Below are 16,948 nucleotides of genomic sequence, written 5' to 3'. Positions count from 1 at the left end.
AAAATTGCTCATTATTGCTCTTGGATATCAAACTTAATAAATATCCATTTGCCTTGTTACCGCTGCCATTGCAATGCCTAAGGCTATTGCGGTTAACGGTCTTTTGGTTGTTAAAGCGAATATCGCTGTCATCGCAAGTGCGAGTTTTGCTCCCATATCACCTTGGATAAACAGAGGTGCAATAATCGCAACCAACACTGAACCCGACATTGCCGCAATGAACTGTTGTACTTTGTGATTAATTGGCACAAAACTCATGACAAACAGGCCGCCCCAGCGAGTGACCAGTGTGACTAGCGCCATAATCAGAATAACGAAAAGTGCACCAGTTCCTGCGGTTTCAATGCTCATGTGATTCTTCCTTCAAAATAATGCCTAATAAACCGCCGACTAATGCACCGGCAAAAACGTGACTGTTTTCAGGTAAGTACAGATATGCCAAAACCGACGCCACGGCAGCGCCACCCCAAATGATCAAGGTGCGTTGATCTTTCTTACCTTCCAGAACCATGGTGAGCAAAAAGCACGACATCACCATATCGAGACCAAAGGCTTTTGGGTCACTGATAGAACTACCGAAATAGAGACCAAGCCAAGTGCCTGCGATCCAGAAAACCCACATGGTTAACCCGCCACCAAGCAATATGCCCAAAGCTTTGCCATATTCCCTGCGATTAAACGCCTGCAAAGACATCGCCCAGTTGGCATCAGATGCGACCATCATTACGCCGTATCGCTTTAATGGATTGAGATGTTTTAACCAAGGGTAAAGAGAGGCGCCCATCAAAAGGTGTCTGGCGTTGATAGCAAAAACAGTGACGACCAGCGGAAGAATAGGTACCTCAGTACCCCATAAATTCAGACTACCGAACTGAGATGCGCCAGCGAAAACAGCAGCACTCATCAACACAGTTGAAAGATCATCTAATCCGGTTTGAGAAGCTGCTAACCCAAAAGCCGCACCAAATATGGCAACAAAGAGTGAGATAGGTAAGAATTTCCGAACACCAGAATAGAAGTGGTGAGCGGAAAACCTGAGATCGTTTAAATCTATTTCTGACAAAAGACGTTCCTTATCTTACAAAGAAGGCAATTATGCTTATGATTTCTTATGTTGAGGTTGTAAGGAACTTTTTCAATCCATTAACAAAATAAAAACAACCAAGTGGAGTGAATGAGGTTGCTAGACGAAGTCGGCGGACACGTGGATTACTATTTAATACTGTTTGTCAGCTTTCCATAGATATAGGCGAGTTCCGCAACAGTATGAGCCGAGAATTTCTTTAACAGACTTGCTCTGTGAACTTCAACAGTACGCATGGCAATACAAAGTTCGTCAGCAATACGGATGTTGCGTTTGCCTGAAATAATCAGTCTGAGTATGTCTTTTTCACGTTTGGTTAGCGAGTCATAGCAAGCCTTGGCGTCAACCCAGTCGAGTTTGGCCGCAGATTGGGCTTGTCCATCAATGATGGCTTGGACCAGTTCGTCACCTTTTACCGGCTTTTGAAAAAAGTGAATGGCGCCTTCTTGCAGAGCGTCGACAGCCATTGGGATATCACCATGGCCAGTGAGGTAAATGATCGCTAAAGGACTGTTGGCTTCGTTAAGAATTTGATGAACCTGCTGACCTCGAAGCTGTGGCATTCGGCTGTCCAATATCACACAGCCTGGCTTGGTTATGTCGACAGAATCCAGAAACAGTTGGCCGTCTGAAAATGTAGTCACTTTAAAATCGTGTTCTTCAAGCATAAAGGCGAGGGAATCACGGACAGACTCGTCATCGTCGACGACATAAACAGGAAGAAGTGTATTGATGTGGTTCATAAATGATATTCCTGATGATCCATTAAAAATAGGGCAGCGAAAGCTTGACCATACAGCCGTGAGGTTTTATAGACTGCAACTTAATCTGACCATGGTGGGTTTCCATAACATCTCGGCATATGGCTAACCCTAAGCCAAGTCCGTTCTCTTTGGTTGTAAAGAAGGCGTCGTTTATTTCAATTCCCGCTAACCCCGTGCCATTGTCTGTAATCTTAACCAGCAGGCTGTCCTGATGATATTCAGTCTCTACAGTAATGGTTGCTTGATAGTCTTCAGTTTTATGGTGTTGTTGGAAGCTGATACAGGCATCAATGGCGTTATTTAATAAGTTTACTAACACTTGCTGCATGCCCACGGAATCAATGTCAGCGGCAATGACGTCACCTTCCGTTTCGCGCATCAGTAATACCGAGTGTTTCTGTAAGCGGTAATGCATTAACTCTAGGGTGTCGGTTATCAGATCTTCTACATTATTCGGTTGCTTTTCGATGCTGCGTTTTTTAATGAGATTGCGTAAACGATGAATAATGGCATCCGCTCTATCCACCTCTTTTTGAATTTTATGAAAGACCGGCACGATATCTTCATTCGGTCTTTGCTTAGAAAGTCTCAATAAGCCACCTTCACTGTAATTTCGTATTGCAGCGAGAGGTTGGTTGATTTCATGTGCAAGGCTGCTTCCCAGTTCATCGACAATGGCTACGCGCTGAGAGTGTTCAAGCTGTTCACTTTTTTCTTTAAGTCGAGATTGTGTCTGTTCCAGAGCCTGCTTACTTTTGCTGAAACGGTATTCAAGCCAAAAGTGATAAGCGTTCAAAACGATGACAAATACAAATACTGCCCATGCCCATTCCTGATGAAATCGCAGCCAACGAAAGGCTTCTTTCCACCAAGGTTCTTGAAATGGGTGGAGGTCTAACGCCTGATAAAGTTTATCAATGGACAAAAGGCTGGCGGGAGATGTCCAGCCAGAGGCTCCGGCAGCAATAGCCGCTTGGCTGTCCGATGGCATTGCCAGTAAGGCCCGAGTGACTTGTTTTGCCAGTTGAGAAGAGGCACGTTCAGTTTTTGCAAATGACCAGTTTGGATAAAGACGAGTCGATACCTGACAAGGGAAATCATTCGGTGTCTGCGCATTAATCACTCGATAAGCATTGGCTTCCAATAATCCTTCTTGTTGCATGGTTTCAAGTAGGCACACTGGAACTATTGCTGCGTCAACAATCTTGTCTCGCAGTTGGTAGAGATTGGCGTCGATCGGAAAGCCAAGAAAACGAACATTGGCGAAGAAGTCATTCGGGTTGATTCCCATTTCTAACACTTGATAGCGCAGCGTCAGATAACCCCCAAACGCGCGTTCTGAAACCGCCGCCATCGGTTTTCCTGCTAACTCTTCGATTTTGAAATACGGAGCGTCTTTATGTACCACCACGGCTGAGCCAATGGTGTGATTAAAGTGACTGGCTAGGCCGCTGTTGAGGGTGGCTAACCACGACAGTTCAAACTGTCTGCCCAAACGCACCGCTTGGCCGGGATTGGTCAGGATGAAATCCATGCTCTGATTCTGCACGGCGGTTGCCATACTCTCAAGATCCAGAGGATGAAGGATAAAGTCGCTATCAGGAATTTGTTGGCTCAGCCAATCCATTGTCGGTTGCCAACGCTGCTGTGCGTACAAGTTGCCTCGTATGGCTAACACACCAATATCAACAGAGTTTTTCTCTGTTGATTGTCCAAAGCTGAACGCAGAAAACAGCAGAGAGATACTTGCCAAAAGCAGAGCTGCAATGTGCTGTATACCCGTTCTCATCATCGCCTGAATTGTCCGTTTGAAATCCTTATATGGCTAAGGATAACAGCATCTTACTGCTAGCTACATTTGTTTTAGATCAACTTTGATCTGGGTATGTGGAAATCCACTATATCGGCAAGTAGGGGCTTTTCTGACAATAAACACAGAACCCTTATAAATTTAGCAGGTGAGTGATGGATACGAGCAAAAGACGCTTCATGAGTGCCGTTACTGCTGGTGCTGCTTTGATTCCAATCACGGGTGTTGGAACAGCAACAGCAAGTACCGTGATACGAAATAACCAGTCGCCAGACCGAAAAGGACAAACTGGTAAGCGTTACGCCATGGTGATTGACTTACGTAAGTGCGTTGGTTGTCAGGCGTGTACGGTTGCTTGCAGTGTGGAAAACCAAATACCGATTGGTCAGTTCAGAACCACAGTCAAACAATACGAAGTGACTCTGGAAGATGGCTCATCTGCAAAGCAAAACGTAAAAGCGTTTACCTTACCCCGTTTGTGTAATCACTGTGACAACCCACCTTGTGTTGCAGTTTGTCCGGTACAAGCCACCTTTCAGCGTGACGATGGCATTGTGATGGTTGATAACAGTCGTTGTGTTGCCTGTGCTTACTGTGTTCAAGCTTGTCCTTATGATGCACGCGTCATCAACCATGACACGTTGACCGCCGATAAATGCACCTTCTGTGCTCATCGTCTTGAAAAAGGGTTGTTGCCTGCTTGCGTGGAAACCTGTGTAGGTGGTGCAAGGGTGATTGGCGATATCAATGACCCGAACAGTCACGTCAGTCAGTTAATCGCAGAGTATGGTGATGATCTCAAGGTTTTAAAACCGAATGAAAATACTCGTCCGCATGTGTTCTACATCGGTATGAACGAAAGGTTTGTTCATCCATTGCAGGGGCAATCTGTGATTTTTGAACCGCAAGGAGAACCAGCATGAACATTACCGAAGTTCTCGTTCAACCTCAGGCTGTTGCTTGGCTGCCATGGGCCGTTCAGTATTTCTTCTACATCGGTTCTGCCTATGCAGCAGCGATACTGTTTTTGATTGCGTTAAAGTTTGATCAGCAAAGTAGCCATCGTCTGCGTGCTGCGTTGGTACTCACTATGGCGATTGGCGCTGTAGTCGGCCCGCTTGCACTGACTGGCGATCTTCATCAACCGGGTCGAGCATGGCATTTCTACGTACATTTCACACCATGGTCATGGATGTCGTTAGGTTCTCTGTTGTTACCCGTGTTTTCAGGCTTGGCGATAATCACGGCTTGGTTGTACCTGCGTAATGACTTGATGAAATTAAGTGATAGCCAAGGAAAAGTGTTCAGATGGATTTCCATACTGACTCTGGGCCAATGGCAGATCTCTCATAAACACATGTTAGTAGTGTCTCTGTTCACCGCTCTTTCTGGCTTAACCATTGCGGTGTATACCGGCGCTGAGATCATGGCGGTACATTCTCGTCCTTTATGGAATCAGCCTGCATCGCCACTGTTTTGGTTTGTTTCCGCCTTCTTAGGTGCCGTGGGTTTTACGCTATTTGTCTGGCTGCTTTTTCCAAACAAAAGTAAGCAAGATTCACTGACGTCCTTTGATCTCAATCTGTTGAAAAAAGTGGTCTCATTGAGCAGCGTTCTTTCCTTGGTGCTTGTGCCTATTTGGGCGTCGAATAATCAGACGTTTTCGCTATACCTCAGTAATGAGTGGGTGCATCAGATGGCAATGATTTCAGTTTTGATGCTACTGAGCGTTGTCTGGGGCATGTTTTGTCTGCGTGAGCATTACAGCAAAACAGGTTTGCTAGTGATGGCGTTGTTGGCTCTTGGTGCTGCATGGGTTGTACGTTGGGTCACCATGATGCAGGTTCAGACCATTGCCAAATACGATATTGGACCGATTCCGTATCAGCTTTCATTAGGATCTGATGGCTTACTGGGCATTGTAGGGATGTTCGGTCTATGGCTGGCTCTTGCTCTGCTTGCCAGCGAGTTAGTTTCATCCAGCGATCCACGACTCACATCTACTCAGCAATAATTAGAGGAACAGTTCTATGGACAATAAACGTCGTCAGTTTTTGAAGTCTGGCCTCGCCGTTGGTGGTGCAGGTGCGTTTGCAGCAGGTTATGCGACCACAACCAAACATATTGTCGAAGGCGTGGTTGAAGGTAAAGCTGGCAGCCCAACTAAGGACATTCATCATGGTAATTCACTGGAAGCTGAATATACGGTCAACGCTAAGGGGAATTTGATTCCCAATCCAAATCAGCGAGTAGCGCCTTCAATGTGTTTTGGTTGTTGGACTTTGTGCGGTTTGCGGGTACGTATCGATAATGAAACTGATGAGATTTTACGTATCAGTGGCAATCCGTATCACCCGTTGTCGCACCAAAATGCGATTCCATTTGAGACACCGGTTAAAGACGCTTATTTGAGTCTGGCTGGTGAAGCGGGCTTGGAAGGGCGCTCTACAGCATGTGCTCGTGGCAATGGTATGTTGGAGATTCGCAATAGCCCATATCGTATTACTCAGCCATTAAAACGAGTGGGTAAACGCGGCGAAGGTCGTTGGATTCCTATCAGTTACGAACAATTGTTGGAAGAGATTATCGAAGGCGGCGACCTCTTCGGTGAGGGACATGTGGATGGTTTGCGAGCGATACGTGATGTAAAAACACCGCTTGATCCAGAGAATCCTGAATACGGGCCTAAAGCCAACCAATTGCTGGTTACTAATGCCTCGAATGAAGGGCGTGACGATATCATCAAGCGCTTTGCCTTTAACAGTTTCGGCACTCGTAACTTTGGTCATCATGGTTCGTACTGTGGTTACGCGTTTCGTGCCGGAAGTGGTGCTCTGCTCAATGATTTAGACAAATACGCCCATTTAAAACCTGACTTTGATAACGCGGAATATGTGATTTTTATTGGAATGTCGCCAGCTCAGGCTGGTAATCCGTTTAAACGTCAGGCGCGCCAGTTAGCGCAAGCCAGAACCAGCGGCAAGTTGGAATACACCATAGTGACGCCGAGCTTACCTGCTGGTTCTTCGAGTCTTGCTGCCGCAGACAGAAATAACTGGCTACCTATCAATCCGGGTACTGACTCAGCTTTAGTACTGGGGATGATTCAGTGGATCATCGAAAACCAACGTTACAACCAAAGTTTTCTTGCCCAGCCGGGTGTTGAGGCAATGAAGAAGGCGGGTAACGCCCATTGGTGTAACGCGACTCACTTAGTCATCAGTGACGAAACTCATCCTAGAAACGGCAGCTTTCTTCGCGCTTCGGATATGGGTTTACCGTTTACGGGTGAGCCTCGTTCAGACACTGACCCTTATGTGGTTGTGAACGCAACAAGTGGTGAGTTCGCTTTACATACTCAGAGTGACACTGCGGCTTTGTTTGTTGAAACAGAGGTCAAGCTTGGAAGCGTATTCGTTAAGGTGAAGTCCTCTTTACAACGTTTAAAAGAGGAGGCGTTCAAATATGATTTGGACTTTTACAGCCAACAATGTGGGATTGCTAAAGAAGACATTATTGCATTGGCTAAGCGTTTTACCAGCTATGGCACGAAAGCAGTTATCGATACACACGGCGGTAATATGCACAGCAATGGCTTCTATAATTCGTTCACTATTTTGATGTTGAATGCACTGGTGGGGAACATCAACCTGAAAGGTGGCGCGATGGCAAAAGCGGGTGGTTATCCGACTTCTGAGGATGGACCTCGCTACGATTTCACAAAGTTTGAAGGTAAAGTTGGCCCAAAAGGTATTTTCCTATCACGTAGCAAGTTCCCTTATCAGAAAACCAGTGAATACAAGCGAAGAGTGGCCGCAGGGCAATCGCCATACCCAACACGAGCGCCTTGGTATCCTATATCCGCTCCGCTTTTAACAGAACATTTATCCGCCGCTGTGGATGGTTACCCTTATCGCATAAAAGCGTGGATAAACCATATAGCGAACCCACTTTATGGTGTTCCGGGGCTAAAAACCTTATTGGAAGATAAGCTAAAAGATCCGAAACAATTGGGTTTGATAGTCTCTGTGGATGCCTTTATCAACGAAACCACATCGCTGTCTGACTATCTGGTTCCAGATACCGTGACGTATGAAAGCTGGGGGATGGCTGGTCCGTGGCACGGTGTACCGGTAAAAGCGGTCACTGCACGTTGGCCAATTGTTGAGCCTCGCACCGAGAAAACAGCGGATGGTCGTCCAATTTGTCTGGAAAATTTCTTGATCGATGTAGCGAAGAAAATGCAACTGGGCGGCTTTGGTGAAAACGCCGTTAAAGATGCAAAAGGGCAGTGGCAAGCCATTCATAGCGCCGAAGATTTTTACTTACGTTCGGCGGCCAACTTAGCTTATGTCAAAGGTGGCGTGCCTGAGGTTTCTGCGGAAGACATTGCTTGGTCTGGATTGGAAAGACTACTGCCAGCGATGCAGAAAGTGTTAACACCTGAAGAGATGAAGAGAGTTGCGTTTATTTTTGCCCGTGGAGGAAGATTTGAGAACGCGACGGAAGCCTATAAAGGCGAAGAAATGAAGTATAAGTGGAACCGTCCGGTGGCGATTTGGAATGAAAAGGTGGGTACTTCGCGTAATACCATGACCGGCGAGTTGTACACTGGCTGCCCGAGCTGGCATCCGCAAAAACTCAGTGACGGTACACCAATGGAGGAGAGATATCCTAAGAGCGAATGGCCAATGTCACTCACCAACTTTAAATCGAACATTCACAGCGCGGTTTCGAACTTGTCACCACGTCTGCATTCGATAAAAGGAACCAATCCGGTCTATATCCATCCGAAAGATGCTCAATATGCGGGTATTGAAACTGGAGACCTTTTTGTTGTGGAAACGCCGAGCGCTCAAATCAAGGCGACAGCTATGGTGCTTGATGGTATTCAACCGGGGACATTGGGTTTCGAGCACGGCTTTGGTCATACCGAATTGGGCGAACGTGCTCACTGGATTGGCGACAAACAACAGCCTGTAAAAATGAAGACCAGCGATGGTGTCAACATCAACGATATTGGCATGATTGATCCAACCCGAGAAGGCAAAGGCGTATTGCTCGACTGGGTGGTGGGAGCTGCTGCACGTCAATCACTGCCAGCTCGGATTTATAAAGCATAAAACAAAGCACTTAGTGACTTGCAACATCGCCTTTAGTCGTAGTGATAGAGGCGGTGTTTTATGTCGTTATGTGGAAATCCACAATAGTCGACTTACTAATAATACTGACAATAGTAGGAGTAATAATAGAAGTAGTAATAGTGAGTCAGCATGTCAAATTTACAACTATGGGCCGCTTTGCCCATGCTGGTTGCCTCAGTCAGTATTCAGGCGGCGGAAATGCCAGTCAAAGCTGGCGTCTGTACCAGTTGCCATGGGCAGGATGGGAAAGGTCAGCCAAATATTGCACCGATGCTTGCAGGGTTAAGCGCGGAATATCTGGATAGCCAAATTCAGCTGTTCTTATCCGGTGAACGTAAAGATCCCCTAATGAGCCCGATGGCAAAAGAGCTGAGTGATCCTCAAGTTCGCAAAGCAGTGACCGAGTACTATGCGTCATTGCCTAGCTATGAGTTTACCAATCTCGAACAGCGCGGTTCTCAAGCCGATATCAGCAACCCTTATCGAAAACTGGTTTATCAAGGGGATTGGAACAGAAATATACCCGCGTGCGCCACTTGTCATGCCGCCAGTGGCATGGGCGTGGGGCAGTTCCCTCGCTTAGCAAGTCAGCATGCTTATTATCTGAAGAAGCAACTTCATGATTGGAAGAAGGGGTTCGTAGTGGCGACCCACTTAATATGATGTCTACCATTGCCCAAAAGCTAACAGACGATGAAATAGAAAATTTGTCGTTCTACTTTGCGTCATTTCGATACTAGGAGTTTGCTATGAAAGTCATTTATTCATTGTTGGCGTTCAGCATGCTTTCTGTATCGGCAAAAGCAAATACTGAGTTGCCTGACCGTCAGGCTGAATTACCTGCGGCAAAGAAAAACAGTCAAGCCGAATATCTTGTCCCAAGAGATTTAACCACTATCACCAATGATGAATTTGGAGAGAAGGTTAAACTCGGTTACTCATTGTTCGTCAATTCACAGCAGATGCGTGGTAAGTACGTTGGCAATGACCAGAACTGTGTGAACTGTCATATGGAAGCGGGTCGCAAGGCAAACTCAGCGCCTTTGTGGGCTGCGTATATGGCTTATCCTGCATACCGTAAAAAGAATGATCGCGTGAACAGCTACGCTGATCGAATTCAAGGATGTTTTACTTATTCAATGAACGGTAAACCGCCAGCCTATGATTCTCCGGAATTGGTTGCGTTGAGTGCTTATGCTTATTGGTTAGCCATGGGCGGTTTGATGGATCAGCATGGTCTGGAAAATGAACCAGTGCCAGCTTTAGACGATAAGCAGTTGCAAATTGGTGGTAAAGCTGAGTCGTTTCCCATGCCAGAAGTTATCGCTCAGGCTCTTCCGGTTGATAAACGTGGCAGCTTGGCAGGACGAGGTTATCCAAAGATCGCAAATCCAGAACTGGAACCTTCACTTGAGCGCGGAATGCAGGTGTATGCAGACAATTGCGCCGCTTGCCATATGAAAGATGGACAAGGCGTCTCGGATAGAGAGGGGCATTCCTATATTCCGCCTTTATGGGGCAAAAATGCGTATAACTGGGGCGCGGGCATGCACCGTATTAATACTGCAGCTTACTTTATTTATGAAAACATGCCATTGGGCAAAAGCGTTCAGTTAACTGTACAAGAAGCTTGGGATGTATCTGCTTATGTGAACAGCCAAGAGCGGCCACAAGACCCGAGATACAAGGGCAGTCTCGAAGACAACCGTAAAAAGTACCATGCTCATGATGGGTTCTACGGCAAATCGGTGAATGGATACACGCTAGGTAGTGATGCTTTTCCTTCGGCAGTTGTGAAGTAATAAATACAGCGATAACACTCGTTACTGTTGTTGTTAAAACCTAAAAAAAGGGTTCTACCGAAGTAGAGCCCTTTGTCGTTAATAGGAGATAAAATGTATGATTTAAGCTTGTTTGCGAATTAGGTAATCAAACGCACCTAGACTCGCTTTTGCACCTTCGCCCATAGCAATAATGATTTGCTTGTAAGGTACAGTGGTTGCGTCACCAGCAGCAAAGACACCTTCCATGCTAGTTTCGCCGCGGCTGCCTACTTCGATTTCACCACGAGCAGACAACTCGACATCAGAATCCTTTAACCATTCAGTGTTTGGTACAAGGCCAATTTGTACAAAGATACCTGACAGTTCAATCTCTTTGATTTCGTCTGTATTGCGATCTTTGTATTTCAAACTTGTTACGCGTTTACCGTCACCGATTACCTCGGTTGTTTGTGCCATTGTGATGATTTCAACATTTGGCAAAGAGTTTGCCTTGTTTATCAACACTTGGTCAGCACGTAGCGTGTCAGCGAACTCAAGAACAGTAACATGTTCAACGATACCTGCTAGGTCAATTGCCGCTTCGATACCTGAGTTACCACCACCGATTACCGCTGTTCTCTTGCCTTTGAATAGTGGGCCGTCACAGTGTGGGCAGTAAGCAACGCCTTTGTTACGGTATTCTTGTTCACCAGGAACGTTCATTTCTCTCCAACGTGCACCTGGGCTCAGGATGACACTCTTACTCTTCAGCGTCGCACCGCTTTCAAGGCTGACGTGGATGTAACCATCTTCAGTGTAAGTAGCACCCATCAGCTTGTCAGCTTGTTGCTCAGTAATGATGTCCACACCGTATTCTTTTAGGTGTTCACCTAAATCGTGCGCAAGTTTTGGACCTTCAGTATGTTTAACCGAAATAAAGTTTTCGATTGCCATTGTATCCATGACTTGGCCGCCCAAGCGCTTAGCTACAACACCTGTACGGATGCCTTTACGAGCAGCGTATACCGCAGCTGCGCTACCACCAGGGCCACCACCGATCACAAGAACATCGTACGGTTCTTTTTCGTTTAGGCTTGCTGCTGCTTTGTCTGCCGCGCCGTCATCAATTTTGTTCAGGATTTCAGTCAGAGACATACGGCCTTGACCGAACAGTTCGCCATTTACGAATACGCTTGGTACCGCCATGATGTCGCGAGATTTCACTTCATCTTGGAACAGTGCACCATCAATCATGGTTGTACGAATGTCTGGGTTGATAGCCGACATCATGTTGAACGCTTGAACAACGTCTGGACAGTTTTGGCAAGATAGAGAAATAAAGATCTCTACATCTAGCTTTTTGTTTAATTTAGCAATTTGTTCGATGGTTTCAGCTTCTAGCTTAATTGGGTGACCACCTGAGTGAAGTAGAGCCAATACTAGAGAGGTAAACTCGTGTCCCATTGGAAGACCAGCAAAACGTAGCTGAGTGCCTTTCTTAGGGTTTGTCACTGTCATTACTGGACGGCGAGAGCTTGCTGCGTCATCGCGAGTCACAGTCACTAAATTGCTTAGCTCTGCAATTTCGTTCGCTAGTGATTGGATATCATTGGATGCCTTGCTTTCATCTAGGCTGACCACTAACTGAACTTCTTCTTTAAGGTTGCTAAGATATTGTTTTAATTGTTGTTTAATCGCCTGATCTAACATTTTTTGTTATACCTATTCGTAATTCTATTAAAGAGAGCGGTCACTCTGGATAAATTCAATTCTTTATTTGCGGAGGGGAGAGCCAGTCAAGCTCGTAGGTCGTTAGGTACATTGCCTGACCAGCTCTCTAATTCAGCAACCTTCCTATATGAAGCCGCCGAACGGCTTCAAATGGATTAGGTTTTAAGCTTTATGCTTAGATTTTGCCTACTAGGTCTAGAGAAGGAGCTAGCGTTTCTTCGCCTTCTTTCCATTTAGCTGGACATACTTCACCTGGGTGAGAAGCAACGTATTGTGCAGCTTTGATCTTACGTAGTAGGTCTTCTGCGTCACGGCCGATGCCTTCAGCTGTAATTTCAACTGCTTGGATAACACCTTGTGGGTCGATAACGAAAGTAGCGCGGTCTGCTAGACCTTGACCTTCACGCATCACACCGAAGTTGTTAGTGATGTTGCCAGTTTGGTCGCCTACCATGTAGTAGTTGATTTTGCCGATTGTGTCTGAGCTATCGTGCCATGCTTTGTGAGTGAAGTGAGTGTCAGTCGATACTGAGAACACTTCTACGCCACGAGATTGAAGCTCTTCGTAGTGGTCAGCTAGGTCGCCTAGCTCAGTTGGACATACGAATGTGAAGTCAGCTGGGTAGAAGAAGAATACAGCCCATTTGCCTAGTACGTCTTTCTCAGAAATGTCTACGAATTTGCCGTCTTTGAATGCCGTTGCGTTAAATGGTTTGATAGTAGTGTTAATCATGTTTTTACCTTCCTAAGAGTTTTTGGTTTGGCAATCTCTGTCTCTTGCCTTCGAGATGTATATTCACATGAAGAGGTAATTAAGAAAAATTGCTTGTTCTTATTGAATTGATTGGTAAAAGCTATTGGTAGGTATTGAAGACTTTGTTCGGTGAAACAAAAAGGGACGCTAAGCGTCCCTTTATACTTTTTGATCTAGCGCCAACCTGACGTTGTAAGAGTGTTATTCGTCAGCAAAGTGAGAAACAGCCAATACGCCTCTAACTGCTCGTTTCCAGCCGTTGTAACGTTGAGCTCGTTTTGCTTCATCTTGTGCTGGTTCAAAGACTCGGTCGATTTCAGCTTTATCAGCAACTTCATCCAAAGATCCCCAGTAACCGACAGCAAGGCCAGCTAAGTATGCCGCTCCAAGAGCCGTCACTTCTGTAACCTTAGGACGTTGCACATCTGTGTTCAGAATGTCTGATTGGAACTGCATTAGGAAGTTGTTCGCTACCGCGCCACCATCAACACGCAGTGTTGCCAGTTTGATACCCGAATCCGCTTGCATCGCATCAATTACGTCACGGCTTTGATAGGCAATACTTTCCAATGTTGCGCGAATAATGTGGTTGATACCTGTGCCGCGACTCATACCTACGATAGTACCGCGAGCATATGCATCCCAGTATGGAGCGCCAAGCCCTGTAAAGGCTGGAACCACATAAACACCATTTGAAGAATCCACTTTAGTTGCAAAATATTCAGAATCTTTTGCATCAGTGATGAGTTTCATTTCATCACGAAGCCATTGAATAGCAGCGCCGCCAATAAAGACTGAACCTTCTAACGCGTAAGAGACTTTACCTTCTGGGTCACAGGCTAACGTTGTTAACAAGCCGTTTTTCGACGTCACTTTCTCTTTACCAGTGTTCATTAACAAGAAACAGCCGGTACCATAGGTGTTCTTAGCTTGACCCGGTTTAACACACATTTGACCAAATAGCGCAGCTTGTTGGTCGCCTGCAATGCCTGCGATTGGAATACGAGTACCGCCTTTACCACCGATGTTAGTTTCGCCATAGACTTCAGAGGATGCTCTTACTTCTGGCATCATTGATAGCGGAATATCCAGTTCTTTAAGGATTTTTTCATCCCATTGAAGGGTGTTGATGTTAAACAGCAAGGTACGAGAAGCATTGGTATAGTCAGTGACATGGACACGACCTTGAGTCATTTTCCATACCAGCCAAGTATCAACCGTACCAAACAGTAGTTTGCCTTCCTGTGCAAGTTCACGTGCACCAGCCACGTTCTCAAGCACCCATTTCACTTTTGTGCCTGAGAAATATGGGTCTAGCAGCAAACCTGTATTTTCGCGTACATACTCTTCAAAGCCGTCAATTTTCTTCAGCTCTGCACAGATATCAGCTGTTCGGCGGCATTGCCATACAATCGCATTGTAAACAGGCTCGCCCGTTTCTTTGTTCCAAACAATGGTGGTTTCACGTTGGTTAGTAATACCAATCGCAGCTACTTGGTCTGAACGAATGCCTTTTTGGCCTAATGCTTCAACCAATGTAGAACTTTGTGTCGCGTAAATTTCGAGAGGGTCGTGTTCCACCCAACCTGATTCAGGGTAGATTTGGGTAAACTCGCGTTGTGCAACACTCACGATGTTTGCGTCATGATCGAGCACTACTGCTCGTGAGCTCGTCGTGCCTTGGTCAAGAGCAACAATATATTTATTATTCATAGGTAGGGATCCTTTTCACTTTATTGGATTTATTCTTTTTATTGCTCAAACCTGAGCTTTTGAGTCATCTGCGATTTCACACTCTTCGCACTGATTTGGAATGGTACAGCCTGTGCCCACAGTCGGTACGTACGCACCGATAAATTTAGGATAAGCCCAACCACCAAAACAAGCGCCAGCAACGGTTGCAACTATCGGAATGATAAAGTAGGGAATATCTTTCGCGCCACTTAATGCGTAATCCCATCCTGCTAGGTATGCAAATAATTTTGGTCCAAAGTCACGAGCAGGATTCATCGCAAAACCGGTCAGTGGACCTAACGAACCACCAATAGTGGCAACCACGATACCGATTAGAAGTGGGTTTAGCGCTCCACGTGCTGCACCATTATTTTCATCACCTAAAGCCAAAATTGCGAACATCAGTACTGCTGTAATGGCAAATTCTACAGCAAATGCACCAGAAAAAGATAAAGCAGCGTTAGGGTATGTTGAAAAAATGCCAGCGGTAGCAAGTGCTTCAGGTGTATTACGAGCAATACCGTTTGTCACTTCCCATGCGGTAAATAAATTGCTGTAAAGACCATAAACAAGAGCAGCAGCACAAAATGCTCCGGCAACTTGAGAAGCGATGTAAGGAATAACTTTAGATTTTTCGAAGCCATGAAAAGCGGCAAGCGCTATGGTCACGGCGGGATTAATGTGTGCGCCTGAGACACCAGCAGTGCAGTAGACAGCAATGGCAACAGCAAGGCCCCAAACGATAGAGATTTCCCATTGCCCAAACTGAGCATTGGTCAATACGAGTGCGGCTACACATCCGACACCAAAAAATATGAGCAAACCCGTACCTATGAACTCGGCAATACACTCACCAATGAGAGTATGTTGTTTTTTATTAGCCATAATTTATTTCCTTGGACGTTGATTTGGCATTATCCCATGCAGATAATGTGGGCATTATGTTAATCAAAAGGATTCGCATGAAACTATATGGCGCTCTCAAAATGAGCAAACGAACAATTAAATGTTCACTTTATGTTCGCAAATGTTAAGCAATGCACAGTTTTGTATCAAATTAGTTCAATAAGGCAGTGTGATGATAGAGAACAGGATTGAGCAGAACAGCTAAGATTAAGTGACTTATTCAACAGTGTATTTATCTATATATTTCAAATGTGAACATGAAGAAGTACACTGCTAGTTATTGGAAACAGTCAATCAGGATCTACTTTGAAAGCCATTAAACGTCATCAAGAAATCATCGAGCTAGTCAAGGCTCAGGGATATGTCAGCACCGAAGATCTTGTTGAGCGATTCAATGTTAGCCCTCAAACCATTCGAAGAGATCTCAATGAGCTTGCCGACCTTAACCAAATCAAACGAAACCATGGTGGCGCGACCATAGTCACCAGTTCCGAAAACTCTTCTTATCAAACGCGCAAAGTCTCTCATCAAGAAGAAAAACAACGTATTGCATTGAAGTTGGCTCAACATATTCCAGATGGCGCCACTTTGTTTATCGACATTGGTACCACACCAGAAGCAGTAGCAAGAGCGTTGCTGCAAAACCATCAGAACCTACGGATTGTGACCAACAATATTAATGTTGCGTCATTACTCATGACCAAGCCTGATTTCAAAGTGATACTGGCTGGTGGTGAAGTTCGCAACCGAGATGGCGGTGTGACTGGTGAGGCGACCATGGATTTTATTTCTCAGTTTCGTCTCGACTTCGGCATTCTGGGCATCAGTGGCATTGATTTCGATGGTTCACTCTTAGACTTTGATTACCATGAAGTTAGAGTGAAAAAAGCCATTATCGAGAATAGCCGCAGTGTCTATTTGGGCGTTGACCATACTAAGTTTGGGCGTAATGCCATGGTAAAACTGGGTGGAATCGAAGAGGTTGATCTGGTGATTACCGATCAAATGCCGCCAGAGAGCATCTGTGCCATTATCCGCGAGCATGAGATTCAGCTCGATATTGTTTGATAATGTTCGTTTTAAAAACCAGTCATCGTTTTGACTGGTTTTTTTAGGTCTTTTTTATGTCATTCTTATGAAATTCACTCTCTTTTTTATCATTTATCCCCATTCATTAGCTAAAATAAACATAATTTGTGCTCGAACGAACATTTTTAGTTAAATTTTCGCACATTTGATCTTTTTGATGTCACACTAA

General features: G+C 45.4%; 13 protein-coding genes and 1 pseudogene. 6 read left to right on the top strand and 8 right to left on the bottom strand.

From position 1 onward, the window contains the following. Window positions 1–33: 33 nt before the first annotated feature. The 4 genes from P4S58_RS09510 to P4S58_RS09495 all read right to left on the bottom strand — a co-directional run bounded on the left by P4S58_RS09510 (window position 34) and on the right by P4S58_RS09495 (window position 3,637). Complete coding sequence (locus P4S58_RS09510) at window positions 34–351, bottom strand: AzlD family protein (RefSeq protein ID WP_337163761.1); 318 nt, start codon at window positions 349–351, stop codon at window positions 34–36. Further along, window positions 341–1,063 (bottom strand): AzlC family ABC transporter permease, encoded by a 723-nt coding sequence (locus tag P4S58_RS09505; RefSeq protein WP_042481681.1) that lies wholly within the window; start codon window positions 1,061–1,063, stop codon window positions 341–343. The genes P4S58_RS09510 and P4S58_RS09505 overlap by 11 nt, the downstream gene beginning before the upstream one ends. Window positions 1,064–1,212: 149 nt before the next feature. Then, window positions 1,213–1,827, bottom strand: a complete 615-nt coding sequence (locus tag P4S58_RS09500; RefSeq protein ID WP_337163760.1) for a response regulator transcription factor — start codon at window positions 1,825–1,827, stop codon at window positions 1,213–1,215. A gap of 22 nt (window positions 1,828–1,849) precedes the next feature. After that, the gene (locus tag P4S58_RS09495; RefSeq protein WP_337164550.1) at window positions 1,850–3,637 is read right to left on the bottom strand and encodes a sensor histidine kinase; all 1,788 of its coding nucleotides are present in this window, start codon (window positions 3,635–3,637) and stop codon (window positions 1,850–1,852) included. A 176-nt stretch (window positions 3,638–3,813) separates the two neighbouring features. Between P4S58_RS09495 and dsrO the strand changes: the two genes are divergently transcribed. From dsrO to P4S58_RS09470, 5 genes and pseudogenes are all read left to right on the top strand, one after another. Then, a complete protein-coding gene (gene dsrO, locus P4S58_RS09490; protein WP_102952899.1) occupies window positions 3,814–4,581 on the top strand; it encodes a sulfate reduction electron transfer complex DsrMKJOP subunit DsrO in 768 nt (255 codons plus the stop codon). Beyond that, complete coding sequence (gene nrfD, locus P4S58_RS09485) at window positions 4,578–5,672, top strand: NrfD/PsrC family molybdoenzyme membrane anchor subunit (RefSeq protein WP_337163758.1); 1,095 nt, start codon at window positions 4,578–4,580, stop codon at window positions 5,670–5,672. The genes dsrO and nrfD overlap by 4 nt, the downstream gene beginning before the upstream one ends. Window positions 5,673–5,688: 16 nt before the next feature. Further along, window positions 5,689–8,781 (top strand): tetrathionate reductase subunit A, encoded by a 3,093-nt coding sequence (locus P4S58_RS09480; RefSeq protein WP_337163757.1) that lies wholly within the window; start codon window positions 5,689–5,691, stop codon window positions 8,779–8,781. Window positions 8,782–8,964: 183 nt separating this feature from the next. Next, a pseudogene (locus tag P4S58_RS09475) lies at window positions 8,965–9,542 on the top strand (c-type cytochrome). A gap of 9 nt (window positions 9,543–9,551) precedes the next feature. After that, a complete protein-coding gene (locus P4S58_RS09470; protein ID WP_337163756.1) occupies window positions 9,552–10,604 on the top strand; it encodes a c-type cytochrome in 1,053 nt (350 codons plus the stop codon). 102 nt (window positions 10,605–10,706) lie between these two features. Here the strand turns inward: P4S58_RS09470 and ahpF are convergent, their stop codons facing one another. From ahpF to P4S58_RS09450, 4 genes are all read right to left on the bottom strand, one after another. Further along, complete coding sequence (gene ahpF / locus P4S58_RS09465) at window positions 10,707–12,275, bottom strand: alkyl hydroperoxide reductase subunit F (RefSeq protein ID WP_337163755.1); 1,569 nt, start codon at window positions 12,273–12,275, stop codon at window positions 10,707–10,709. A gap of 196 nt (window positions 12,276–12,471) precedes the next feature. After that, window positions 12,472–13,029 carry an alkyl hydroperoxide reductase subunit C gene (ahpC, locus tag P4S58_RS09460; RefSeq protein WP_042481706.1) on the bottom strand — a complete coding sequence of 186 codons (558 nt, stop codon included), beginning with the start codon at window positions 13,027–13,029 and terminating at the stop codon, window positions 12,472–12,474. Between the two features lie 222 nt (window positions 13,030–13,251). Continuing rightward, window positions 13,252–14,763: a glycerol kinase GlpK gene (glpK, locus tag P4S58_RS09455; protein ID WP_042481709.1), complete on the bottom strand. Its 1,512-nt coding sequence runs from the start codon at window positions 14,761–14,763 to the stop codon at window positions 13,252–13,254. A 45-nt stretch (window positions 14,764–14,808) separates the two neighbouring features. Beyond that, window positions 14,809–15,669: an MIP/aquaporin family protein gene (locus P4S58_RS09450; RefSeq protein ID WP_042481712.1), complete on the bottom strand. Its 861-nt coding sequence runs from the start codon at window positions 15,667–15,669 to the stop codon at window positions 14,809–14,811. Between the two features lie 327 nt (window positions 15,670–15,996). Between P4S58_RS09450 and P4S58_RS09445 the strand changes: the two genes are divergently transcribed. After that, a complete protein-coding gene (locus P4S58_RS09445; protein ID WP_042481714.1) occupies window positions 15,997–16,758 on the top strand; it encodes a DeoR/GlpR family transcriptional regulator in 762 nt (253 codons plus the stop codon). Window positions 16,759–16,948 lie beyond the last annotated feature (190 nt).

Origin of the sequence: Vibrio sp. Hal054 (assembly GCF_037162405.1) — a bacterium.
In the GTDB taxonomy this organism is placed as follows: Bacteria; Pseudomonadota; Gammaproteobacteria; order Enterobacterales; family Vibrionaceae; genus Vibrio; species Vibrio diazotrophicus.
This window is presented reverse-complemented; position numbering and strand designations above follow the sequence as displayed.

Excerpts from the sequence above, each read along its gene's own strand:
- P4S58_RS09510 (WP_337163761.1), bottom strand. The coding sequence starts at position 351 with ATGAGCATTGAAACCGCAGGAACTGGTGCACTTTTCGTTATTCTGATT.
- P4S58_RS09500 (WP_337163760.1), bottom strand. The coding sequence starts at position 1,827 with ATGAACCACATCAATACACTTCTTCCTGTTTATGTCGTCGACGATGAC.
- P4S58_RS09495 (WP_337164550.1), bottom strand. The coding sequence starts at position 3,637 with ATGAGAACGGGTATACAGCACATTGCAGCTCTGCTTTTGGCAAGTATC.
- dsrO (WP_102952899.1), top strand. The coding sequence starts at position 3,814 with ATGGATACGAGCAAAAGACGCTTCATGAGTGCCGTTACTGCTGGTGCT.
- nrfD (WP_337163758.1), top strand. The coding sequence starts at position 4,578 with ATGAACATTACCGAAGTTCTCGTTCAACCTCAGGCTGTTGCTTGGCTG.
- P4S58_RS09480 (WP_337163757.1), top strand. The coding sequence starts at position 5,689 with ATGGACAATAAACGTCGTCAGTTTTTGAAGTCTGGCCTCGCCGTTGGT.
- P4S58_RS09470 (WP_337163756.1), top strand. The coding sequence starts at position 9,552 with ATGAAAGTCATTTATTCATTGTTGGCGTTCAGCATGCTTTCTGTATCG.
- ahpF (WP_337163755.1), bottom strand. The coding sequence starts at position 12,275 with ATGTTAGATCAGGCGATTAAACAACAATTAAAACAATATCTTAGCAAC.
- ahpC (WP_042481706.1), bottom strand. The coding sequence starts at position 13,029 with ATGATTAACACTACTATCAAACCATTTAACGCAACGGCATTCAAAGAC.
- glpK (WP_042481709.1), bottom strand. The coding sequence starts at position 14,763 with ATGAATAATAAATATATTGTTGCTCTTGACCAAGGCACGACGAGCTCA.
- P4S58_RS09450 (WP_042481712.1), bottom strand. The coding sequence starts at position 15,669 with ATGGCTAATAAAAAACAACATACTCTCATTGGTGAGTGTATTGCCGAG.